Below are 21,191 nucleotides of genomic sequence, written 5' to 3'. Positions count from 1 at the left end.
TCAGGCGAGCTGCCAGAACGGCGTCAGCGTCAGCTCCAGCTTCTCGAAGGGCTCGGCGCGCACGCGGTCCTCGTCCACGAAGGTGCTCTTCAGCTCCCAGAGTCCGTGGGCCTGGCGGAACACCTGGAGCACGTGGTGCACCGGGTCGATGAGCCATGCGTGGAGGATGCCCGCGCGCGCGTAGCGGGGCAGCTTGGTGGCCAGGTCCAGCTTCGCGGTGGACGGGGACATCACCTCGCAGATCCAATCCGGCGTGCGGTCGATGGAGGGGCCCTGGGGCAGCGTCGGGGGACGGCCGCCCACCCAGCCCGCGAGGTCCGGCACCAGCACGTCCTGCCCCAGCAGCAGCCGGGGCTCCCCGGTCCACCACCAGCCGTCAGGCGCGCGGCCCAGCAGGGGCGACAGGCCCTTGCGGCGCGCGACGGACGGCGCGGAGACATAGAGGACGCCGTCGAGTGCTTCGCCCACCAGGTAGTGGGGCAGGCTCTGTGCTTCCTCATGGGGCTCGAGCGGCTTGCGTTGGGCGGGGTGGCGCATGCGGTGGGCCTCCGGGTGGAGCCATCACCGTAACGGGGCCCCCCTTCCACGGCATCGGGCCGCCAGGGAGGGCGATCTTGTCCTGGTGGACGTGCGCCCCTCCCTGCTGGACGTGTCTGACTATTCACGCTCCAGCACGAACTGAATCTTCTCCGCCGGCACCGGCCCGAACTGCAGCAGGTAGAACTGGTCGCCCGGTTCGGCCGTGAAGCTCAGCGTGTGGGTGATGGCGCCACAGACGAACCGCGTGGGCGCGAGCACCGACGGCACGTCCGCTCCGCCCGCCGTGTCGTTGGTGACCTTCGTGGCCACCTCCTGGTTCAGGTAGAGCGTGACGTGTTCGGTGTTCTCCGGGTCGGAGATGAAGGACGTGTAGCCTCCGAAGCCTGCCTCGCCGGAGCGCAGGGTGACGTCATAGAGCGCGTGGCCGGTGTGCGTGTCGGGCGGGAAGTCGAAGGGCGTCCGGCCCGCGGTGACGGCCTCCGGCACGTTCACGAGCGTGTGCGCGCACGCGTGCTCCAGCGCCGGGTCGCGCTCGCCGGTGGTGAAGTCCAGCGCGCCGTCGCCCAGGCCCGACGTGCCAGGCTCCCAGGCGTGTCCGGCCGCGTCCTTCAGCGCGGTCAGCTCCACGGTGTAGCGCGTGGCGGCCTCCAGCGGCCGGTTGACGTCCTGGGGGCGGGGCACGGTGACGGTCAGCGTGCGCGCATCCGGGGACCAGCTCCCGGTGAGCACGCGGGCCGGCGCCGTGGCGTCCGTGCGGTCACGCAGCGTCACCTGGGCGAGGGTGGGGTCCATGGGCTCGCTGAAGGTGAGCGAGAGCACCTTGCGGAAGGCGATGACCGGCTTCTCCCCGGACGCGTCCAGGTACATCTCCAGCGGATAGACGTCCGTGGCGCCCTCGGCGGGATCCGAGGTGGTGACGGTGGCGCTGGACGTCGGCAGGGTGCCGGCGTCGGGGTCCGCTCCCGCGTCGGTGCCGATGCCGGCGTCGGTGCCCGCGTCCGCGGAGGTGCCGGCGTCCGGCGTGATGAGGGGGGGCTCGTCGTCATCACAGCCGGGCAGCGCGAGCGCGGCGCAGGTGGCGAACAGGAGGGCAGCGGAGCGGAGGCGCATCGGAGGGTTCCTTCAGGGGGAGTCACGGAGGAAGGGCCCACGCCGGAGCACCCTTCCGAGGGAGATGCTCCGGCGTGGGAGCAGGCCCGGGGGAGGGCCCGCGTCAGCGGTTGAAGCGTGTCCGGTGCACCGGCGCCGAACCGCGCCCGGTGTCCGGACACGGACACGGACAGGCGCTCAGCGCGCTAGCACTGCGACCCGTCGCAGTTGTCGTCGATGCCGTTGCCACACACCTCGGTGGCGCCGGGGTTGATGCTCACGCCGGAGCCCGGCGTGTCATTGCAGTCAAAGCGCTGCGTCGTGTAGCCGGAGGGCGGCGTGCACGCGGTGTAGACGGACGTGGCGTTGTTGCCATACCCGTCGCCGTCCGCGTCCCGGTAGTAGCGGGTGCGCGAGTCGTTGAGGAACTCCGGCACCACCGTGAGGGCGTTGCCGGTCGCCGGCCCCGTCGCGACGATGTACGTCGTGCCCGCCGTCAGGTCATAGACGTTCACGGTCGTGAGCGAGCAGCCGGAGGCCGACACGGCGTGCGTCAGCGCCGAGGCCACCGTGGCGCTGGTGGCGCCGTTGATGACGGTGATGGGCACGCTCTGGGTCCGGTAGAACGCGTAGGAGCCCGTCGTCGCCGGCACGTACGTCACCGAGCCCTCCGCGCCGGACGGCAGCGTGAGCTCGTAGGCCTTGTGCTTGGTGCTGATGGAGGGCGCGCTGGTGGTGCGCGTGGCGCTCGCCGTGATGGCCACCTCGTCCAGGGGGTTGCTGGCGTGGGTGCACGCGTGCGAGGTGATGCCCGTGCCCATCGACGTGCAGCCGGCCTCCAGTTCCTGCGAGTCCTGGGCCTCGAAGGTGGACTCCGGCTCTTCCATCGGGCCGCAGGCCGCCAGGCCGAGCGACAACAGCGCGCTCAGCGCGATGCGCTTCGTCTTCATCATGGGGTGTTTCCTTTCGGGATGCCGGGCGCGGGGCGCCATGCGGCGCGTGCCGCCGGCGTGCACCCGGTGTCCCAGTCATGCCGCAAAGGTAACTCAGTTGCAATAACGGCCTGGCGGATTCCGGGCTGGCTCACTGGAGGTGCTCGATGACGAGCCCCAACTGCGTGAGCGCGGTGGGTCCGAAGGAGACGGTGTATTGGACCTTGTCGGTCAGCTCGTAGCCGACCATGTGCTTCAAGCCGTCGCAGAAGGGGCCGGTGGCCCGGGTGGCGACGGGCGCCAGGACGCGCTCGCCCTCCTTCACGGTGACGGCGACGTCCGGGGTGCTCAGGTAGAGGACGAAGTCGCCGGTGGCCCACGCCTTGAAGTTGAACGTGCCCACGGACGCGCCGTTCTCCGGGCGCAGTTGGACGGTGTAGTGCGTGTGGAAGTCGTCCACGCGCGGCTGCCGGTCGGGGGACGCGGTGACGGTGGAGAAGGGGCCATTGGCGACGTGGAAGCAGGCGTGCTCGCCGTTGTCCCCGAAGTCGAAGCCTTCGCGCGGGACGTAGTCCGGATCCACCACGCACGACAGGCCCTGCTCGCTGGCCAGGTAGCCCCGGTCGCAGTGGCACCAGTCACCCTCCGCCTCCCGGTGGATGTGACCGTTGGGCTCACACGGGTCGGTCTGTCCCTGGGCCCCGCCGTCCGGAGTCGGCGTGCCGCCGTCGGGCTGGGAGTCGCCGCCGCAGGCGGTCAGCGCCGCGATGCAGCCGGTCAGGAGGAGGGCACGGAACGGGATGCGCACGGGAGGGGCTCCAGGCTGGAATCCTGCTGTAGATGCAACTTGGATACAGAAGTTTTCGGATGTTGGGAAGGCCCGGGCCGCGCGAGGGCGGCCCGGGCCTCCGGTCAGGCGCTCAGGAGGGGGTTGCTCCTAGTGGCCGCCGTGGCCGATCTCCTCGATGATGAGCAGGAAGGTGGCGGCCTGGGGGACGACGGCCACGAAGTCCACGCGGTAGTCGATGCCGCCCTCCAGGTCCGCGGTGACGGCGGTGCGCAGGCTGCCGCAGACCTCCTCCGGGACGTTGTAGCGGCACTCCTGGCCGACCTCCTCGTTGGTGGCCGCGTTGACGATGCGCACGGCGCGGTAGCCGGAGGTGAGGAAGGCGTACTCGGTGGACTCCTCGGGCGTGAAGATGACGGAGCCCGCGTAGCCCAGCGTCCACTGCTGGTAGGCGATGGCCGGGAGGGTGACGTTGTACGCGGTGTGCGCCGCGCTCACGTCCACGAAGGACGGACCGCCGAACTGCGCCGCGGTGACGGACTCGAAGGGACCGTATTCGGCGTGGTGGCAGGAGTGCTCGGCGGCCTCCGCCAGCTCCTCCGTGTCCTGGCAGGCGGCGAGCAGCTCCGACTGCTGGGTGACGGGGGCCACCGCCTCCGGAGCGGTCTGCTCCTCGGTGGCGCCGCAACCGGCGAGCAGGAGGACCGCGCTGGCGGCGGCGAGTGCATGGGTGGACAGGTGCTTCATCATGGGGGGCTCCTTGGTGTGGGTACTGCGGGGTGTGAGGGCGGGGCTCAGGAGCGGTCCGGGCGCAGGACGAGCCACGGGACGCGCACCTCGCCCGAGGGCAGGCGCTCGGGCGGGAGCTGGAGGTGGGCGCTGTGCGCGCTGGGGGCGAGGCTGGACGCGCGCTTCCAGGCGTCGCGGAAGGACGCCTCGTCCGGGAAGGTGACGCGCGAGACGCAGCCGGCGGCGTAGCAGTGGGGCGCCTCCGCCTGGACGGGCCGCACGTCCTGGTGGATGCGGGAGCGCCACGAGTCCAGCGCGGCGCGGGCGTCCTGCGTCCACGGCTCCGCGCTGTCACCGGACGCGGTGAGCTCCGCGAGCACCGCGTCGCGGCGGGCCTGGGGGCTCGCATGGTCCGCGCGCAGGGCCTTCACCAGCCGCACGCGGGTGTCCGGCAGCGCACGACGCGCGCGGTCGCGCAGCTCCGGCTGGGGCGGCCCCTGGACCTTCAGCGCCGATTCCAGGACCGCCTCCGGGGATGGTTCCGGTTCCGGAGCGGACACGACGGCCACGGGCTCCCGTGTCGGCGCGGGCCGGACGACGGCCACGGGGCGCGGCGCGGGCTCCACCGGTGTTTGACGCGCGACGGCGGGCGGGACGGGAACCGCGACGGCGGAAATCTCCACGGGGCGGTGGAGCCAGCCGAGCGCCAGACACGCCAGCGCCACCCCCGTGCCTCCGACGCCCCAGACGATGCGGTTCATTGGACCCCTCCGGACGCACCCGTGGCGGTGCGCGCGCCGACCCGCCTTCCAGCGGGGGCCCGCAATAAATGCCATCATGATCCATATGCAATCAAGTTGCATTTAAGGGTCATGGTCATGTGACCTCCATTCCGTCGAAGGTTTGCTGTCCCTGGGGGCCGGGCTTGCGGAAGATGGGGTGGCCGTCCTCCCCGCAGGCCCGAGGTGCCGTCGAATGAGAGGGTCGTCCTTCTTGTCGCGTGTGCTGGTGTTGACCGTGCTGATGCTCCCCGCGCTGTCGCGGGCGGGCTCCTACCTGCGGGTGGTGAGCTGGAACCTCCGCCACGAGGGGTGGGCGGCGGAGCAGACCTACCTGGATGACGCGCGGCAGCTCTGGAGCCAGTTCGGTTCGGGCAGCACGGCGAACAACGGCTGTGACCTGGTGTTCCTCCAGGAGGTGATGAACGCGGCGGCGGCGCAGGCCATCGCGCAGAACCTGACGCAGGTGTCGGGCGTGGCGTGGACGGCGGTGGTGACGCCGCTCATCGGGCGTTCGTCCTACAAGGAGTCGTACGCGGTGCTGTACCGGACGGACACGGTGTCGCTGCTGTCCTCCACGGTGTGGAGCGACGCGGGGGACCTGTTCGAGCGGGAGCCGCAGGTGGTGAAGGTGCGGCACGTCCCCACGGGCGCGGACTACACGTTCCTCAACTGGCACACGGTGTGGGGCGTGGCGGCGGACCGCAAGTTGGAGGCGCAGGCCATCGACGCGGTGTTCGCGTCGGTGCAGGCCGCGAGCGGCACCGACCAGGACGTCATCCTGCTGGGCGACCACAACATGGCTTGCACCCATGCGGCGTGGAGTGAGTTGAAGGCGGTGTCGCCCGCGGTGACGTGCAAGCTGGACACGCCCACCACCATCAATTCGACCGGGGGGTTCGCCAACGCGTATGACCACTTCTGGTGGCAGGACACCTACGTGACGGAGTTCTCCAGCACGGGCCGCGACTACATCGCGAACATGAAGGACTACGTCACCCGGCTGTCGGACCACGCGCCGGTGTGGGTGTCCCTGTATTCCAACAGCGACACGGACTGAGGCTCCATGCGCTGGAAGCAGGTCCTGACCGGGATGCTCCTGGGCGCGGTGCTCCTGGCCGCGTGGTGGGCCGCGTCCCGCAGGCCCGGCGTCTCTCCCGTCCGGGTGCCGTCCGTGTCCGTGGAGGTCGCGGACGCGGGCGTGCGTGACGTCGTGTCTGCCGTGGAGGCGCGGGAGGTGGCGGACGCGGGCCTGTGGCTGCGAGCGACGCTGGAGGGCACGCAGCCGTTCACGGGAGAGGCGCGCGTGGGCGCGGCGTTCATCTCCGATGAGGATCTGCGGTGGTGGGAGCAGGGGCGGGAGAGGGGGGCGCACGCGGGGCCCTCGCGGCTGGAGGACCTGGCCAACGTGCGTGGGTGGGTGACGGCGCCCGTCACCGCCTCCGCGCGGGGTGGGGTGCTGGGTCCGGTGGAGGTGCCGTCAGCGCCGCGCTACCAGTTGGTCGCGTTCGAGCCGGATGGGACGTTCTGGTGGGGCGACCTCGTGCCGGCCTCGCCTCCTGGATCAGGATTGCTGGACGCAGGAGTGCTGCGGGCGACGCGGCCCACGGGCGTGCGCGTGAGGTTGGCCGGTGCGAGGGACGTCGCAGGGGCGTTCTCCGTGCGCATCGAGCGCGACGTGGATCCGGTGGACGCGGAGCGGGCCAGTGCCCTGCTGGAGGTGCTGCGGCTGGTGGCGCCGGAGTTGATGGGGGCGCTCCGGGACGGTCTGCCGATGCCGCTCGGGAAGGAGGGCGACACGGTGCTGGCGCCGCTGCCTCCGGACCGGGCGGTGCGCCTGTGGTTGCGTGCGCCGTCGGGAAGGGAAGGGGGCCCGGTGGACGTGCCGCTGCGCGAAGGCACCGTGGGCACGGTGACGCTGGACGTGGCGCGGCTGTTCCCCGAAGGCGTGGGCCGCACTGTCGCCCTGCGGGGCCGGGTGCTGCTGGGCGACACGTCCCGGTCCGCGGGGCCGGCGGTGTTGCGCACGGAAGACGGGCGGGAGGTGGAGGTGGCGGCGGATGGACGCTTCACGGTGCCGGACGTGCCGACGTGGCGCGCGTCACGCTTCACGCTGTGGCGGGAGGAAGGGGCATCGGGACGGCCGGTGGCGCCATCGCAGGGAGACTTCACCTTCACGCCGACGGCGGAGACGGCCGGGACGGCGGAGGTGGTGTGGCGCCTGCCGGTGTACCGGTGGCTGGTGTTGCGGATGGATGGCTTCACGCGGGCCCAGCTTCAAGCGCGGGCCCGGCCTCCCTATCCGGTGTACCTGCTCCAGCGTCGCGATGCGCGTGGCGCCTGGAGCGACGTGCCCGCGCAGGAGTTCATTCCGGAGGGAGACGGCGTCGCGGTGTCCCTGCTGGAGCCCGGCACGTACCGCGTCATGATCGCGTCCTCGCCGTATGCGCTGCGCCCGAGCACCGTCGCGCATGCGGCCGCGGAGGCCGCGGACGTCGAGGTGAGGCTCGCGGCGGAAGAGGCTCCGGCCCCTTCCTGTGAGGTGCTTGTCACGCAGCAGGGGCGTCCCGTGGCGGGGGCCCTGGTGACGGCCGACGGTGGAGGACGCTCGATGCCACCCGTGCGCGGAGAGACGCTCACGGATGGACGGTGGTCCCTGGGGCCGGTGCGCTCCGAACGGCTCCAGGTACAAGTGCAGGCGGAGGGCCATGCGGACTGGGAGGGCGAGGGCACGGAGGCGTGCCGTCGCTCGGGCGTCCTCGAAGTGAAGCTGTAGGCCTGCGGGCCTTCGTCAGGCGGCCGAGGCCGTTAGAACCTCGTCGGGGACGAGGGTCGGCGCGGTGTTCTCCTCTTCCTCTTCCCCGGCGGCGCGCGCCTGGGCGCCCAGCGTTTCCACCCACAGCTCCAGGATGTCCACCAGGGCGCTGCGCGTCTCCCCCTGGAGCGGGGACAGCAGCCGCGCCATGCGCTCCTGCACCAGCGCGTCCGTCTCCTCCGCGACCGCGCGGCCCGCGTCGGTGAGGCGCACGCGCACGCGCCGGCGGTCATGCCGCACCGAACGTTCGCGGCGCACGAGCCCCCCTTGCTCCAGCCGGTCCACCAGCCGGCTCAGGCGGGGCATGGCGAGTCCACCCAAACGGTGCGCGAGCACCCCCACCGGCAGCAGACACTCCGCGCGCAGCCACCACAGGGCCTGGAGCTCCAGGGGCTCCCAGCGGGGATGCGGCAGGGACGCCAGGGGACTGGCCAGGGCGCCACAACGGGCCGCATCGACCAGGAGGTTCCGCAACCGAGCCACCTGCACGCGCACATCCACCGAGAGCTCCGTCATCCACCCCTCCATCCCGCGAAGGGGCTGGCGTCCGGTCACGCCAGCCCTGTCCTGGGTTTCCGCGGGCATTTGCCCGCATGGGCCTCAACGTGGATACGTGACGGACATATCGGTCGGGTCCGGACACGGTGATTTTCCCTCTGTGAAGGGGCCTAAAAGTTGCCTTCTCTCCTCTGGAGGAGGGGGGACGGTCGAAAAGTACGAGGGGGCAAGACTTGCCCACGGCTACCGACGAAGTTGCCGCGCCAATCGCTGAGCGTCCTCTCGGAGACGCTGTGCCGCGTGGACCTCCTCTTCGGCCACCCACGGTACTTGTTGGCTATGATGGCTGGGCAAGCCCATGCACCACCCACCTGGGACGCAGCCACCGGTAGGCTGGCCTCCAAACACTTCGACACCATGAAAAGAATGCTCCTTTGGATGCTCGCGGGTGTCATCACTCTGACTTCGGTGTTCGTGCTGGTCGTGGTGTGGATGACGCGCCCGCAAACCAAGATCGCCGATGGATTCTCCGAGGTCGCGTTCCAAGACATCCGTGCTGGCGAAACCGAAGCGGAAGTGGCGCAACGGTTGGGGAAGCCTCTTGCGACCTACTCCGAAGAGACACCTGAAGAGTGGTGCTTCGAGAACCAAGCCACTGCCCAACCTGAACGATGGATCGACCGACGGCTCTCGTCGCCGTCGGAGGCGGCATGTCTCTACTTCATGAGCGGCGTAGTGCAGGGGGTTCGCTCGGCTCAAGAGGGCGCCCTGGAGTCACTGTGGGGCAAGACCGCCGATGAGGTAGTGCGGCGGATGGGCAAGCCGAAGTACATCGTCCCGGCAGGTACGAAAGTGACGATGCGCTACTCCGAACCCCTGGAGCCGACGGATTCGTACGAAGTGTTCATGGTGATCTTGGACGACGAGCGCCTCGTTCGAGGCACACAGCACTTCGTGTACTACGACTGAGAGGCCGGCATGGGCGCCGGGAGGGCGAATGGGCAGCCGCAATAGGTGGATGTTCGGCGGAGCCGTGGTGCTCTCGGTCCTCGTTGCCGGGAGCACCTGGCTGCTCACGGGGACCTACGGTGAGTGCTTTGCCGCCGAGGATTGCGGTGGGGCTCCTCGGTTCTGCCATGTATGGGGACCCGGCCCAGTTCCATTGGACAAGCCGTGGTGGGCGAAATTCCAGGCGGTGAGAACCTGCGAGACGCTCTGTGGCAAAGGATATCCGCGGTGCCCTTCTGGAGCTGCATGCCCTCACTCGCCTCATGGTGAGCTTCCGATATGTTCGCCCGGTCGGTCGGAGTGGCGAATCGAGAATCGCCCATTCTGGTGGATGGATTGAGTCCGCTGCCCGCCCCAGTGCCGCAGCCGTTTCTCGTAAGGAAGCAAATGGTTCGACTATTCTGGATGGCGTTTGTGTGGACGATCAGCACGGGATGCCATCGGTCCACGAGAGACGATCGCTTCAACGACCTTCTTCCTGGATGCCAGGAACTGCCCACGGTTTCATCGGCATGTGAATGTCCTCCTTCAGCTTTGAGGGATGAGTTCTGTCCCGAACGCGCTGACGGCGGGACTGGAGGCATCCAACACCAAGAGAAGGAATGATTGTGCTCGCATCACCCGGGAGGCGAATGGGCGGTCGCAACAGGCCGATGCTCGGCGGAGCCGTTGTGCTCTCGGTCCTCGTTGCCGGGAGCACCTGGCTGCTCACGGGGACCTATGGTGAGTGCTATAGCGCCGAGGATTGCCATGCCTCCAATGAGCGTGATCAGGGCGCGCAGTTCTGCCAACTCTGGAAACCAGGCCCGGTTCCATGGAGCAAGCCGTGGTGGGCGAGATTCCAGGTGGCGAGACTCTGCGAGTCAATCTGTGGTGAACAATATCCGCAGTGCCCTACCGGGTCTGAATGCGTTGGCTCGGCGCAGGGGGAGCCTCCGATGTGCATGCCCACGCTTCGGACGCAGTGAATGGGGCGCCTCCAGCCGAAGGCCTGCCGAGAATCACACGCGCTGAGCCACGGGAACGCGTGGTGGGAAGTCCTTCTTGGTTTGAGAAATGGAAGTCAAAATGTCACGGTCTGAACCGCTGTCGCAAGAGCAGCGCGAGTCTGCACTCAAAGACATTCAGGGACCAGACCGCAGTGTCATCGTTCCAGCGGCCAAGGCCCTGTCGGAGGATAGAACGACCACATCGAGACTGCTCGAGTTGCTAAGTGTCGAGAGTCATGTGGATGCGAGGCATGGGATTCTCTATGCGCTCTCGTGGCACGCCGATCTCGGGACGTGGGACCTCATGGTTCGCATCCTCGCGGACCCGCAGGAGGCCCCCAATGTACGGGGGCAGGCCGCGGAGGGTCTGTCCTATATGTTCTATCAAGTGAAGTTGGATTCGAAGGAGGCTGAAGCCGCCATCAAGGCGCTGCTCGCTGCCCTGAAGGACCCTTCGCCCGAGGTTCGCTACTGCGCCATCAACACACTTGGCGCGACCGGGCATCTCCCGCTCATTCCCGTGCTGAAGGAGATGTTGGCGGATCAGACGCCGGTGCCGGGGTGGGTCGGTACAGTGGGCGAGGAGGCATCCCGGGCACTTGATTGGATTGGGAGGGCGCACTCGCAGCGCTTCAAGGATGGGCTCTGACGTCTTTGGCGCGACGTCGGAAAGCCGTGGGGCGCTGGACTGGATTGACGCCGAGGAGATTGGCTTCGAGGGACGCCGTCATGCCCACGCTTCGGACGCGGTGATTTCAGTCACCGTTTCGCGCGTCAGCGAAAGGCCACCGCTTCAAAGGACTTCCCATCCGTCGAGAAGGCCAGATGGTGCGGGAACACCGCCCACAGCCTTCCGCCCGTGACCTTCAGCTTCGCGAACCCCGGCGCGGGCGTGGGTACTTCCAGCGCTTCGTGCCGGGCCCGGTCTACGCGAATAACCTGGGCACCGACAGCGACGAAGACGTGCCCCTGGAAGGCCGCCACCGAGCGCAACCTGCCTTCGGGCAGCCGAAGGGGCGTGGCCGTGTCACTCCCGGCCGGCAGGAAGAGGACCTCTTCGTGGGTGGCCAGGTAGAGGCCGCCGTCAGGACCCGGGTGGACGCTGCGCACCCCTGCCCGCGTGAGGTAACGGGGCTCCAGCGCTTCGCCCTGGAGTGCCCAGAGTCCCCCGTCCCCGAAGACGAAGAGCGTGTCCTCATGGGTGTGGAATCCCCGGAGGTTCTCTTGCTGTGCCTTGAGCCGCTTGAAGAGAGGCCCCCTGTTGGTGGGCACGAATTGCCCCAGGCCGTGCGTGGCGCAGATGACGTAGCTGAGGCCTTCGTGTTTGACGCCGTTCTCCAGGTCGAGCCCAGGGGGGCCGGCGGCCTCCTCGGCGGTCCATGCGCCGGAGGGGTACTGGTGCGCGACCGCGGACGCGCCAAAGACCGCCAGGCCCCAGTAGAAGCCCAGGACCTGAAGGACCGGCGCCACGCGTCCGGAGGGCAGCTCCTTCGGGAGGCGGATCCGGCTCCAGCCCTGGCCGTCGTGGATCAGCAGCCGGTTGAAGTCCACGTCGTAGGAGGGCTCGAAGGGCTCCTTCAGCCCCACCGTGTCGGACCAGGGCTGGTTCCAGGCGATGCCCTCATCGAAGTCCCGCGGGTCGTCGCCCGACACGTGCCCGGAGTCCGCCGTCGGATGGGGCGTGCCCGCGAGCACCACGATGTGGCCTTTCTCCGTGACGTGGACGTCCGCGAACTCCAGGCGCGTGGAGGCGCGGTCCACCGGGGCGGACTTGCTCTCTTGCGAGGTCATCCCACGCCTCCAACGCAGCGCTCGGAGGTCACTCCCCGCTCGCCTTGCGCTTCGCGGACTTCGCCTTCGCGTGGGCCTTGTCGAAGCCCTCGTAGAAGCGCACGGCCTGCTCGCCCACCATCTGGATGTGCTGGTTGTTGAGGTATGCGGTGATGGGCGCCGCGACCAGCGGCATGGCCCGGCCCAGCGTGCTCATGCCGCCCTTGGCGAGCAGCAGCGCCGCCAGCTTCCCCAGCACCTTCGGCCCGGAGCGGTGCAGCGGCCCCAGCCCGTTCGCGTAGCCGAACAGGTCCAGCAGCTCTCCGCGCGCGCGGTCCGTCTTGAGGTTCGCCTTGTAGAGCGTGGCCACGTCGGTGAGCAGGATGATCTGCAGGTAGGCCATGAACACCAGGTCCGCCGGCAGGGAGATGAGCCCGAACACGCCGCTCACCCCGCCCACCATCCCCGCGAGGCTCTTCTTCTCGTCCACCAGCCGCTGCGCCAGCTCCTTGGTGGTCGCGGACGGATAGCGCTTCTCCAGCGCCGCCACGCGCACCTTGGCCCGCCCCACCTCCTGTTGGATGAGGTCCGACAGGCGCATCGCGCCCAGCTTCTTCAGCTCCGCGGGGGTGAGCTTCTTCATGAAGCCCAGCCGCTCCGTCACGCCGTCGTAGAAGGCCATGTCCTCCTCCTTGGGGCCGCGCTCGCGGCCTGTCGTCTAGTAACCCCGCTCGGCCAGGTACAGGTCCACCAGCGCGCCCTCCTCGTACCAGGCGTGCCGCATCTCCGACTGGAACCACCGCGAGTCCGGACGCGCCTGGCGGATCTCCACCTTCACCCGGTTGGGACCCGTGTCGATGACGGACGCGCGCGCCTTGCATGCCGCGCCCGGCTCGTCACCGAAGCCGCCCTCCAGGCACACCTCGTCGCCCACCGACAGGCGCCGCGTGTACTCACTGGCCAGGTAGAGCGCGTCGTCGCACCCGCTGCGTACCGAGGACTTCCCCAGCGCGGCACAGCGGTGCTTCGCGGGCGCTGGGAAGACCGGCACGTTCGAGGACATCGCGTCCTCCTCGTTGGGGTTCTTCTGGTACGCCGCCGACCTGCACCCCACGTCCACCAACGCCAGGGCCAGCAGGCCCGCCCACGTCCACTTCATCGCGCCACCACCTCCGGGACGGGGGGATGCCCACGCCCCCACGCCTGCTAGAGGGGCGCGAGCATGGCAGACGGGACGGAGGCCGGCAAAAGGAGCCGGCCCCGGGCCCGTCCTCAGGCGATACGGCGCGCGGGGCCGGGGATTTCCTCGGTGATGCCGGGGACCACCCGGTTCTTCTCGTCCACGAACACCACCGTGGGCTTCCACTGGGCGAGCTCCGCCTCCTCGACCTCCGCGAAGGTGGCCAGGATGACCAGGTCGCCCGGCTGGTTGAGGTGCGCGGCCGCGCCGTTGATGCAGATGACGCCGCTGCCGGACGGACCCTCCAGCGCGTAGGTCTCCAGGCGGGTGCCGCGCGTGACGTTCCACACGGCGACCTTCTCGAAGGGGAGGATGTCCGCGGCCTGGAGCAGGTCGCGGTCGATGGTCACCGAGCCCTCGTAGTCGAGGTCGGCCTGGGTCACCGTCGCGCGGTGGATCTTGGACTTGAAGAGGATGCGGCGCATGGCGGGGGGCCCTCTGGAGGCGGCGCAACCGTAACGGCTCCCCTGCCCGGCGACAACCTCTCCGCTGTCCCTGGCACCGCCCGCCCCCCTGCAAGCCCCCCGGAGGACGGGGCACGCGCCGCGGATTCCTATTTCTTGAAATTCACCAGCTGGCTCAGGTTCAGGGGCACGGACTGCGCGTCCGACGTCAGGTTGCCCGTCATGCTCACCTGCGCGTTGCCGCCCGAGCGCAGGGCCATGGCCGCCGACGCCGCGCTCGCGAAGTTGATGGTGAGCGGCAGCGTCACCTGCTTCGTCCCGCTGCCTTCCAGCATGCCCAGGTTGCCCGTGGAGAGGTTGCCCACGTTGGCGCCCGCCACCTTGAGGGCGCCCGTGATGCCCGCCACCGGCAGGGGGAAGCTGTTGCGGTTGGTGATGGACAGGGGGAACTCCACCGTGGCCCCACTGAGCGTGATGTTGGTGATGCGCGGGGACTGGAACTGCACCTGGGGAATCTTGGGCACCGGGAACGTGCCCTCCTTCTCCAGCGGGAACTTCAGCACGCCCAGCGGCGTCTGGATGCCCAGCGTGCCCTGGGCCTTGAAGGCCGCCGCGTCCTTGTTGAGGAACGTGGTCACCACCGGCGCGATGTCCGCGAACTTCACGTTGGCCGGGAACACCAGCTCGCTCTTGCCGTTGGACTTGAGGTTCATGCCGTTTCGCGGCTTGCCCGCCACCAGCTGCTTGCCCTCCACGAAGAAGGCGTAGTCCACCGACGCCAGCTTCAGGCCCAGGCTGTTGGGGTTGTCCACCTCGTACACCAGGTCCACCGTGGCATCCGACAACGACGCATTCGCCAGCCGCGCCGTCTTGAACTTCATCGTGGGCTTCTTGAAGGCGCCGTTGAGCAGGCTCTGGAGCGCGGCACAGCCGCTGAGCATGGTGATGGAGAGGGCGAACAAAACCAGGAACGCGCGATTCTTCATGGGCATGGGCGTAGCAGAGGACGCACCCGGTCCGCGCGGGATTCAATCGCGTTCACGCTCCGGCCTTCGGCGCCAGGGATGCACCTTGCGCACACCAGTGGTATGCGGCCAGGGACTCCCCCGTGCCGGAGGTTGGCCCGCCGTGACAGGTGGCATCTTCTCTCACCCCCTCGCCACCTCCCCGGGAGTGCCCGCCGGGCGCCCGCGTGGACCGTGGGCGCCGCTCGCCCTGGCCGTGCTGGCGCTGGCCGCCTGCTCCCGGTCGTCGGAAGGGGCCGCCCCCGCCGGCGCGGGCGCCGTCGCGAACCCGGAGCGGCGCATGGCGCTGAAGCCCTGCCGCCTGGACGGGGTGGCCGCGCAGACGCTGTGCGGCACGCTGGAGGTCTTCGAGGACCGGGCCGCGGCCAAGGGGCGCAAGCTCTCCCTGCGCGCGGTGGTGGTGCCCGCGCTCGCGGCGCAGCCCAAGGCGGATCCGCTGTTCTTCCTGGCGGGCGGCCCCGGGCAGGCGGCCTCGCGCACGCGCATCCTCCCCGCGCTGGAGCGGATCCGTCGTCAACGCGACATCGTCTTCGTGGACCAGCGGGGCACGGGGGATTCGCACCCGCTGGACTGCGACGCGCTCAACCCGTCGCGCGTGTCGCTGGCGGAGCGCTTCGCGGACCGCGACGACGCGGACGTGCTGCCCCGGTGCAGGAAGGGCTGGGACGCGGACGAGCGGCTCTACACCACGTCCATCGCCATGGACGACCTGGACGACGTGCGCGCGGCGCTGGGCTACGGGCAGGTGAACCTGTGGGGCGTGTCCTACGGGACGCGCGCGGCGCTGGTGTACATGCGCCAGCACCCGGAGCGCGTGCGCACCGCCATCCTGGATGGCGTGGCCCCCATGGGGCAGTACCTGCCGCTGTACGCCGCGCGCGACGGCCAGCGCGCCCTGGACCTGCTGCTGGAGGCGTGCGCGAAGGACGCCGTCTGCGCCACGGCGTACCCGGACCTGCGCGCCCGCACGGAGGCGCTGCTCGCGCGGCTGGAGGCCTCCCCCGCGAAGGTGCGCCTGCCCCACCCGCGCACGGGCGTGACGGAGGACTTCGTGCTCACCCGGCACGTCTTCCTCTCGGAGCTGTTCTCGCTGCTCTACAGCCCGGAGGTCGCGTCGCTGGTGCCGCTGATGCTGGACCGCGCGGCGAAGGACGACTGGACCTCCTTCGTCGCCCTGTCGCTGGGCCTCACGGACGAGGTGGCGCGCACCACCAGCCGGGGCATGTTCCTGGCGGTGGTGTGCGCGGAGGACGCCCCCTTCTTCACGGAGGCGGACGCCGAGCGCGAGGCGAAGGGCACCTGGTTCGGCCCGCGCATGGCGCTGGAGGTGAAGAAGGCGTGCGCGCGGTGGCCCGGGTCCACGGTGCCGAAGGCCTTCCGCGAGCCGGTGGTGTCGGACATCCCCACGCTGCTCCTGTCCGGCGAGCTGGATCCGGTGACGCCGCCGGCCTGGGGTGAGGAGGCGAAGCGCACGCTGTCGCGCAGCCTGCACGTGGTGGTGCCGGGGCTGGGGCACAACACGGTGGGCGCGGACTGCGCGCGCTCGCTGATGGCGGAGGTGCTCACGCGCGGCGGCGTGGAGGGCCTGTCGCCCGACTGTGGCAAGGGCCTGAAGCGGCCGCCCTTCTTCACCTCCTTCGCCGGCCCCGTGCCGTAGGTCAGCGCCCATGATTGAAGCCAGGAACCTGCACAAGCAGTTCGGCGCGGTGACGGCGGTGGAGGACGTGACGTTCACCGCGCAGGACGGCGTCATCACCGGCCTCTTGGGCCCCAACGGCGCCGGCAAGACGACGACGCTGCGGATGCTCTACACGCTCATCCGCCCGGACCGCGGCACCGCCACCGTGGACGGCGTGGACGTGGCGAAGCAGCCGGAGGTGGCCCGGCGCGCGCTGGGCGTGCTGCCGGACGCGCGCGGCCTCTACCCGCGCCTGACCGCGCGCGAACACGCCCGGTACTTCGGAGAGCTGCACGGGCTGTCCGGCGCGGCGCTGGACGCGCGCGTGGAGGAGCTGGTGGAGCTGCTGGACATGAAGGACATCGCGGACCGGCGCACGGAGGGCTTCAGCCAGGGCGAGCGCGTGAAGGTGGCGCTGGCGCGCGCGCTGGTGCACGGGCCGCGCAACGTGCTGCTGGACGAGCCCACCAACGGGCTGGACGTGATGGCCACGCGGTCGGTGCGCACGCTCCTGCGCAAGCTGAAGGGGCAGGGCTGCTGCGTGGTGTTCTCCAGCCACGTCATGCAGGAGGTGGCCGCGCTGTGTGACCGCATCGTGGTGGTGGCCCGGGGCCGGGTGGTGGCGGACGGGACGGCGGACGCGCTGCGCGCGAGCACCGGGAAGGACAGCCTGGAGGAAGCGTTCGTGAGCGTGATTGGCAGCGAGCAGGGGTTGAGCGAATGAGGCGGCTCGTGGGAACGGTGCTGCGCAAGGAGGTGCTCGACCACCTGCGTGACCGGCGCACGCTGGGCTCCGCGCTGCTGTGGCCGCTGCTGGGCCCGCTCGTGTTCCTGGTGATGTTCAACGTGATGGCCTCCTGGTACCGGCAGGACCGGCCGCTGGAGATGCCGGTGGTGGGCCGCGAGCACGCGCCCAGCCTGATGGCCTTCCTGGAGCGCTACGGCGCGACGCTGTCGGAGGCCCCGGAGGACTACGAGGCCCTGGTGCAGGCCGGCAAGCTGGACGTGGTGCTGGTGGTGCCGGACGACTACGCGGAGGACTTCGCGCAGGGGCGCACCGCCGCGGTGCGGCTGGTGGTGGACAGCTCGCGCAACAAGGCGCGCCACTCCGTGCAGCGCGCGCAGCGGATGCTGGCGGTGTACTCGCAGCAGACCGGCAGCCAGCGGCTGTTCGCGCGCGGCGTGGCGCCGGAGCTGGCGGTGCCCGTGCGCGTGGACGAGCTGGACCTGTCCACCCCGGAGAAGACCGCGGCCACGGTGCTCACCACCATCCCGCTGTTCCTGGTGATGGCGGCGTTCGCGGGCGGCATGCAGCTGGCCAGCGACACCATGGCGGGGGAGCGCGAGCGCGGCTCGCTGGAGCCCCTGCTGCTCAACCCCGCCCCGCGCGGCGCGGTGGTGGCGGGCAAGTGGCTGGCCACGTGCGCCATGGCGGCCACGGGCGTGATGCTGTGTCTGCTGGGCTACTTCCTGGTGGTCAAGCGCGTGCCCCTGGAGGACCTGGGCGTGCGCGCCCGCTTCGACGCGCAGGCCGCGCTGGGGATGCTGGCGGCGGTGATGCCGCTGGTGCTCGCCGCGTCCGCGGTGCAGATGTGGGTGTCCACGTATGCCCGCTCCTTCAAGGAGGCGCAGACGTACCTGTCGCTCCTGATGGTGCTGCCCACGCTGCCGGGGATGATGCTGGCGCTGTCGCCCATCCAGACGCAGACGTGGATGTTCGCGGTGCCGGTGCTGGGCCAGGAGATGCTCGCCGCGGAGGTGATGCGCGGGGAGACGCTGGGGCCGGTGCCCTTCCTGCTCGCGCTGCTGTCGTGCCTGGTGGTGGCGGCGCTGGCCCTGCGCTTCACCACGCGGCTGTTGTCGCACGAGCGCATCATCTTCGGCCGGAGCTAGCAGGCAGGCGTGTCACGGCGGGTGCCCCTCGCGAGTGTCCGGGGGGCGCCGGTTGTCCTCCTGTTCGCGTGACAGGCGCGGCGAAGTGCCGTCCAATGACGCGCGATGAAGCCTGAGCGAGAAGCCGAAGCCCTGCTGCCCTTCGCCCCGACTTCGGTGGCCTCCTCGCAGGGGGAGCCCCGGTTCGGGACGTACCAGGGGGAGCTGCCCGAAGTGGACCTGCCCCGCCTGTTGGGGAAGTGGGCCCCCGGGCGCACCACGCGCCTGCTCAAGCGCAAGCGCTGGCACTACACCTTCGTGGCCACGCAGGAGGTGGCGGCGCTCTTCGCGGTGGTGGACCTGGGCTACACGGCCAACGCCTTCGCGGTGGCGGTGGACCTCCAGGAGAAGAAGCCCCTGTGCGACGTGAGCTTCCTGGGCGTGCCCGGGCCGCTCGCGGAGGTGAGCGACAAGCCGGGCGCGGGCCTGACGGCGGCGTTCCGCACGCTGGGCGGCAAGATGTCCGTCAAGCGCGGCGAATCCGACGAGCGCTACCAGGTGGAGGTGGACGTCAGCCGCATGCGCACGCAGTCGCTCCAGACGTTCCAGTGGAAGGGCGACCTGCTGGTGGCGGGCGGCCCGCCGGCGCTCACCGTCATCGCGCCGGTGGCGGGGGACGGGCTGGTGAACGTCACCCAGAAGCGCAGCGGCCTGCTGGCCTTCGGGAGCCTGGAGGCGGGCGGCAGGCGCTTCCGGTTGGACGGCGGCGTGGGCGGCATGGACTACACGCAGGGCTACCTGGCGCGGCACACCGCCTGGCGGTGGGCCTTCGCGGCGGGCCGGCTGCCGGACGGCACGCCCGTGGGCATCAACCTGGTGGAGGGCTTCAACGAGGGCGTCACCGAGGCCAACGAGAACGCCATCTGGCTGGGGGACCGGCTCTACCCGGTGGGCCGCGCGCGCTTCGAATACAACACGAAGGAGCTGCTGGACCCCTGGCGCATGACGACGGACGACGGCGCGGTGGACCTGCGCTTCAAGCCCATCTACGTGCACCGCGAGGAGCGCAACCTGCGCCTCATCGTGAGCCACTTCGCCCAGCCCGTGGGCTTCTTCGAGGGCACCGTGCGCGTGGGCGGCCGCGAGCTGGCGCTCACCAACGTCCCGGGCGTCAGCGAGGACCAGGACATGCTCTGGTAGGTGTTGCTCCCATTGGGTTTACTCGGACCCGGTGCTTTGCCAGTGTGAGAGACCTTCACCGGGAGAGCATCACATGTGGATTCGAGGACGGGTCATCGCGCTGGGCTGTGTCGTCGGGGTGGTCGCGAGCGGATGTGGCTCCGACGGGGACTCTGGCCCGCAAGACCCGCGGTGGCAGGTGGGCACGGGGCTGAAGCTGGACGGCGAGGCGGTGAGCGTCCTCTACGGCGACGGCCCGGGCACGGCGGTGGAGGGCAATGATCCCCGGCTGCTGCCCCCGGCCGCGGCCACGCAGCTGGCGCTGGACGTGAGCGCGCCCGCGGAGACGTCCACGCCCCTGGTGCTCGTGCGCAACACCACGGGCGGCGCCGGTGAACCGACCTGGGACAAGCTGCCGCTGCTCACGGTGGATTCGGCGGGCGGGCTGCTGGCGCGGGGCGCGGCGAACGTCGGCGCCATCCCCATGTCAGGCGAGGGCATGCGGATGATGTGGTACCCCGCCAAGGGCGCCTTCCGCGCGGGCTCCGCCACGACGCAGTGGGATGACGCCAGCACCGGTGAGTTCTCCTGGGCGGGTGGCAACGTGACGCAGGCCCGCGGCTACGGCACCTTCGCCTTTGGCGACGCGTGCGAGGCCTCCGGCACGGTCGCGGTCTGCCTGGGCAGTGCCAACAAGGCCCCGGGGACGGCTTCGTTCGTGATGGGCGCCTCGTCGGTGGCGAGCGGGTTCGCCTCCGTGTCGATGGGGTACACCAACACATCCAGCGGTCAGGGCTCGGTGGCGCTGGGCTACCGGGTCGCGGCGAACGCGGACTACTCCACCGCGCTGGGATATCGGGCGTCGTCGGGGGGCTATGAGGGCTCGTTCATCTGGGCCGACGCCTCCCTCCAGAGCCCCACGGCCGTGTCGAACACCGCGGCCAACCAGTTCATGGTGCGGGCGGCGGGCGGCGTGCGGCTGCGCACCCGGAGCGACCTGGGCACCGGGTGCGACCTGCCCGCGGGCTCCGGCGTGTTCAGCTGCACGTCGGACCGCGCCACCAAGGAGGACTTCCGCCGCGTGGATGGCGAGGAGGTCCTGGCGAAGGTGGCCGCGATGCCGGTGGAGAGCTGGCGCTACAAGGCGGAGGCGGACGGCGTGCGGCACATGGGTCCGGTGGCGCAGGACTTCCGCGCGGCCTTCGGGCTGGGCCCGGATGACAAGAGCATCGGGTTGCTCGACATCGACGGGGTGAACATGGTGGCCATCCAGGCGCTGGCGCGGCGCACGCAGGAGCTGAGCGCGAAGAGCGCGGAGGTGGACACGCTCAAGGCGGAGCTGGCGGAGCTGAAGCGCAGCCTGTCCCGCCTGGAAGCGGCCGTGCATGCGCGCGGCGCGAAGCCCTGAGGCGCGCTAGGGTTCATTGAAGGAATGGGCGCGGGGGCTGGCTTCCGCGCTCCAGGTTGTCCTTGAGAGGGGCTTCGCGCCATGTCCTGTCCGCACTGTGGTCAGCCGCTTGCTGAAGGTCCGCCGCCAGGGACGTGTCCCCACTGCGGCCGGGAGGTGCGGCGGGACGGGGACGCGCCCGACTCCCCGGTGCTGGATGACGTGGCGAAGAAGGCGCAGCAGGCCGCGGACACGGCGGGCCGCGCGGTGCAGGGCGTGCTGGACGACCCCCGGCTGCGCGAGCGACTGCCTGGAGGTTCGCTGCCGCTGCTGGGCGCGGGGCTCGTGTCCGCCGCGGTGCTGGTGCCGGTGCTGCCCTTCGTGGGCGGGGGCCTGGACCTGCCGTGGGCGGCGTTGATGCTGGTGGCGGCAGGCATGCTGGGCGCGCGCGAGTGGAGCGCCGCGGGCAG

At 70.3% G+C, this 21,191-nt stretch carries 21 protein-coding genes and 1 pseudogene; 10 read left to right on the top strand and 12 right to left on the bottom strand.

Annotated features, from left to right (window positions below):
• The 6 genes from OV207_RS35785 to OV207_RS35760 all read right to left on the bottom strand — a co-directional run bounded on the left by OV207_RS35785 (window position 1) and on the right by OV207_RS35760 (window position 4,838).
• Window positions 1-537: a Uma2 family endonuclease gene (locus tag OV207_RS35785; protein ID WP_267559602.1), complete on the bottom strand. Its 537-nt coding sequence runs from the start codon at window positions 535-537 to the stop codon at window positions 1-3.
• 120 nt (window positions 538-657) lie between these two features.
• Window positions 658-1,650 carry an Ig-like domain-containing protein gene (locus OV207_RS35780; protein ID WP_267559601.1) on the bottom strand — a complete coding sequence of 331 codons (993 nt, stop codon included), beginning with the start codon at window positions 1,648-1,650 and terminating at the stop codon, window positions 658-660.
• Between the two features lie 185 nt (window positions 1,651-1,835).
• Entirely contained in the window at window positions 1,836-2,582 is a 747-nt protein-coding gene (locus OV207_RS35775) for a putative metal-binding motif-containing protein (RefSeq protein ID WP_267559600.1), read from the bottom strand.
• 130 nt (window positions 2,583-2,712) lie between these two features.
• A complete protein-coding gene (locus OV207_RS35770; protein ID WP_267559599.1) occupies window positions 2,713-3,369 on the bottom strand; it encodes a hypothetical protein in 657 nt (218 codons plus the stop codon).
• A 129-nt stretch (window positions 3,370-3,498) separates the two neighbouring features.
• Window positions 3,499-4,098, bottom strand: a complete 600-nt coding sequence (locus tag OV207_RS35765) for a hypothetical protein (RefSeq protein ID WP_267559598.1) — start codon at window positions 4,096-4,098, stop codon at window positions 3,499-3,501.
• Between the two features lie 44 nt (window positions 4,099-4,142).
• Window positions 4,143-4,838 (bottom strand): hypothetical protein, encoded by a 696-nt coding sequence (locus tag OV207_RS35760; protein ID WP_267559597.1) that lies wholly within the window; start codon window positions 4,836-4,838, stop codon window positions 4,143-4,145.
• A gap of 241 nt (window positions 4,839-5,079) precedes the next feature.
• On the opposite strand from OV207_RS35760, the gene OV207_RS35755 reads away from it, so the two are divergent.
• Both OV207_RS35755 and OV207_RS35750 read left to right on the top strand, forming a co-directional pair.
• Window positions 5,080-5,916 carry an endonuclease/exonuclease/phosphatase family protein gene (locus tag OV207_RS35755; protein WP_267559671.1) on the top strand — a complete coding sequence of 279 codons (837 nt, stop codon included), beginning with the start codon at window positions 5,080-5,082 and terminating at the stop codon, window positions 5,914-5,916.
• 6 nt (window positions 5,917-5,922) lie between these two features.
• A complete protein-coding gene (locus OV207_RS35750) occupies window positions 5,923-7,632 on the top strand; it encodes a carboxypeptidase regulatory-like domain-containing protein (protein WP_267559596.1) in 1,710 nt (569 codons plus the stop codon).
• A gap of 15 nt (window positions 7,633-7,647) precedes the next feature.
• On the opposite strand, the gene OV207_RS35745 is transcribed toward OV207_RS35750, so the two are convergent.
• A complete protein-coding gene (locus OV207_RS35745; protein ID WP_267559595.1) occupies window positions 7,648-8,187 on the bottom strand; it encodes a MarR family winged helix-turn-helix transcriptional regulator in 540 nt (179 codons plus the stop codon).
• A 282-nt stretch (window positions 8,188-8,469) separates the two neighbouring features.
• Here OV207_RS35745 and OV207_RS35740 point away from each other — a divergent pair, with 282 nt between their 5' ends.
• Window positions 8,470-9,138, top strand: a complete 669-nt coding sequence (locus OV207_RS35740) for a hypothetical protein (protein ID WP_267559594.1) — start codon at window positions 8,470-8,472, stop codon at window positions 9,136-9,138.
• A 1,095-nt stretch (window positions 9,139-10,233) separates the two neighbouring features.
• Window positions 10,234-10,815, top strand: a complete 582-nt coding sequence (locus OV207_RS35735; RefSeq protein ID WP_267559593.1) for a HEAT repeat domain-containing protein — start codon at window positions 10,234-10,236, stop codon at window positions 10,813-10,815.
• A gap of 125 nt (window positions 10,816-10,940) precedes the next feature.
• Here the strand turns inward: OV207_RS35735 and OV207_RS35730 are convergent, their stop codons facing one another.
• From OV207_RS35730 to OV207_RS35710, 5 genes are all read right to left on the bottom strand, one after another.
• Window positions 10,941-11,957 carry a hypothetical protein gene (locus OV207_RS35730; protein ID WP_267559592.1) on the bottom strand — a complete coding sequence of 339 codons (1,017 nt, stop codon included), beginning with the start codon at window positions 11,955-11,957 and terminating at the stop codon, window positions 10,941-10,943.
• Between the two features lie 28 nt (window positions 11,958-11,985).
• Window positions 11,986-12,618 (bottom strand): EcsC family protein, encoded by a 633-nt coding sequence (locus tag OV207_RS35725; protein ID WP_193349588.1) that lies wholly within the window; start codon window positions 12,616-12,618, stop codon window positions 11,986-11,988.
• A gap of 36 nt (window positions 12,619-12,654) precedes the next feature.
• On the bottom strand, window positions 12,655-13,095 hold the full coding sequence (locus OV207_RS35720; protein ID WP_193349587.1) for a hypothetical protein: 441 nt from the start codon (window positions 13,093-13,095) through the stop codon (window positions 12,655-12,657).
• Window positions 13,096-13,208: 113 nt separating this feature from the next.
• Window positions 13,209-13,601 (bottom strand): aspartate 1-decarboxylase, encoded by a 393-nt coding sequence (gene panD, locus OV207_RS35715; protein ID WP_267559591.1) that lies wholly within the window; start codon window positions 13,599-13,601, stop codon window positions 13,209-13,211.
• A gap of 128 nt (window positions 13,602-13,729) precedes the next feature.
• On the bottom strand, window positions 13,730-14,572 hold the full coding sequence (locus OV207_RS35710; RefSeq protein ID WP_193349585.1) for an LEA type 2 family protein: 843 nt from the start codon (window positions 14,570-14,572) through the stop codon (window positions 13,730-13,732).
• Window positions 14,573-14,708: 136 nt separating this feature from the next.
• Between OV207_RS35710 and OV207_RS35705 the strand changes: the two genes are divergently transcribed.
• The 6 genes and pseudogenes from OV207_RS35705 to OV207_RS35680 form a co-directional block, all read left to right on the top strand.
• Window positions 14,709-16,262: an alpha/beta hydrolase gene (locus tag OV207_RS35705; RefSeq protein WP_420715291.1), complete on the top strand. Its 1,554-nt coding sequence runs from the start codon at window positions 14,709-14,711 to the stop codon at window positions 16,260-16,262.
• Window positions 16,263-16,272: 10 nt separating this feature from the next.
• Window positions 16,273-17,007 carry an ATP-binding cassette domain-containing protein gene (locus OV207_RS35700; protein WP_193349584.1) on the top strand — a complete coding sequence of 245 codons (735 nt, stop codon included), beginning with the start codon at window positions 16,273-16,275 and terminating at the stop codon, window positions 17,005-17,007.
• Window positions 17,004-18,176 (top strand): ABC transporter permease, encoded by a 1,173-nt coding sequence (locus OV207_RS35695; RefSeq protein WP_193349583.1) that lies wholly within the window; start codon window positions 17,004-17,006, stop codon window positions 18,174-18,176. The genes OV207_RS35700 and OV207_RS35695 overlap by 4 nt, the downstream gene beginning before the upstream one ends.
• Before the next feature lie 105 nt (window positions 18,177-18,281).
• Window positions 18,282-19,355 (top strand): DUF2804 domain-containing protein, encoded by a 1,074-nt coding sequence (locus OV207_RS35690; protein ID WP_267559590.1) that lies wholly within the window; start codon window positions 18,282-18,284, stop codon window positions 19,353-19,355.
• A 73-nt stretch (window positions 19,356-19,428) separates the two neighbouring features.
• The gene (locus OV207_RS35685; protein ID WP_267559589.1) at window positions 19,429-20,742 is read left to right on the top strand and encodes a tail fiber domain-containing protein; all 1,314 of its coding nucleotides are present in this window, start codon (window positions 19,429-19,431) and stop codon (window positions 20,740-20,742) included.
• 81 nt (window positions 20,743-20,823) lie between these two features.
• Window positions 20,824-21,191 (top strand): annotated as a pseudogene (locus tag OV207_RS35680) (hypothetical protein); the annotation flags it as partial.

This window comes from Corallococcus sp. BB11-1, assembly GCF_026626625.1.
Classification (GTDB): domain Bacteria; phylum Myxococcota; class Myxococcia; order Myxococcales; family Myxococcaceae; genus Corallococcus; species Corallococcus soli.
This window is presented reverse-complemented; position numbering and strand designations above follow the sequence as displayed.

Excerpts from the sequence above, each read along its gene's own strand:
- OV207_RS35785 (WP_267559602.1), bottom strand. The coding sequence starts at position 537 with ATGCGCCACCCCGCCCAACGCAAGCCGCTCGAGCCCCATGAGGAAGCA.
- OV207_RS35780 (WP_267559601.1), bottom strand. The coding sequence starts at position 1,650 with ATGCGCCTCCGCTCCGCTGCCCTCCTGTTCGCCACCTGCGCCGCGCTC.
- OV207_RS35775 (WP_267559600.1), bottom strand. The coding sequence starts at position 2,582 with ATGATGAAGACGAAGCGCATCGCGCTGAGCGCGCTGTTGTCGCTCGGC.
- OV207_RS35765 (WP_267559598.1), bottom strand. The coding sequence starts at position 4,098 with ATGATGAAGCACCTGTCCACCCATGCACTCGCCGCCGCCAGCGCGGTC.
- OV207_RS35760 (WP_267559597.1), bottom strand. The coding sequence starts at position 4,838 with ATGAACCGCATCGTCTGGGGCGTCGGAGGCACGGGGGTGGCGCTGGCG.
- OV207_RS35750 (WP_267559596.1), top strand. The coding sequence starts at position 5,923 with ATGCGCTGGAAGCAGGTCCTGACCGGGATGCTCCTGGGCGCGGTGCTC.
- OV207_RS35745 (WP_267559595.1), bottom strand. The coding sequence starts at position 8,187 with ATGACGGAGCTCTCGGTGGATGTGCGCGTGCAGGTGGCTCGGTTGCGG.
- OV207_RS35735 (WP_267559593.1), top strand. The coding sequence starts at position 10,234 with ATGGAAGTCAAAATGTCACGGTCTGAACCGCTGTCGCAAGAGCAGCGC.
- OV207_RS35730 (WP_267559592.1), bottom strand. The coding sequence starts at position 11,957 with ATGACCTCGCAAGAGAGCAAGTCCGCCCCGGTGGACCGCGCCTCCACG.
- OV207_RS35725 (WP_193349588.1), bottom strand. The coding sequence starts at position 12,618 with ATGGCCTTCTACGACGGCGTGACGGAGCGGCTGGGCTTCATGAAGAAG.
- OV207_RS35720 (WP_193349587.1), bottom strand. The coding sequence starts at position 13,095 with ATGAAGTGGACGTGGGCGGGCCTGCTGGCCCTGGCGTTGGTGGACGTG.
- panD (WP_267559591.1), bottom strand. The coding sequence starts at position 13,601 with ATGCGCCGCATCCTCTTCAAGTCCAAGATCCACCGCGCGACGGTGACC.
- OV207_RS35710 (WP_193349585.1), bottom strand. The coding sequence starts at position 14,572 with ATGCCCATGAAGAATCGCGCGTTCCTGGTTTTGTTCGCCCTCTCCATC.
- OV207_RS35700 (WP_193349584.1), top strand. The coding sequence starts at position 16,273 with ATGATTGAAGCCAGGAACCTGCACAAGCAGTTCGGCGCGGTGACGGCG.
- OV207_RS35695 (WP_193349583.1), top strand. The coding sequence starts at position 17,004 with ATGAGGCGGCTCGTGGGAACGGTGCTGCGCAAGGAGGTGCTCGACCAC.
- OV207_RS35690 (WP_267559590.1), top strand. The coding sequence starts at position 18,282 with ATGAAGCCTGAGCGAGAAGCCGAAGCCCTGCTGCCCTTCGCCCCGACT.
- OV207_RS35685 (WP_267559589.1), top strand. The coding sequence starts at position 19,429 with ATGTGGATTCGAGGACGGGTCATCGCGCTGGGCTGTGTCGTCGGGGTG.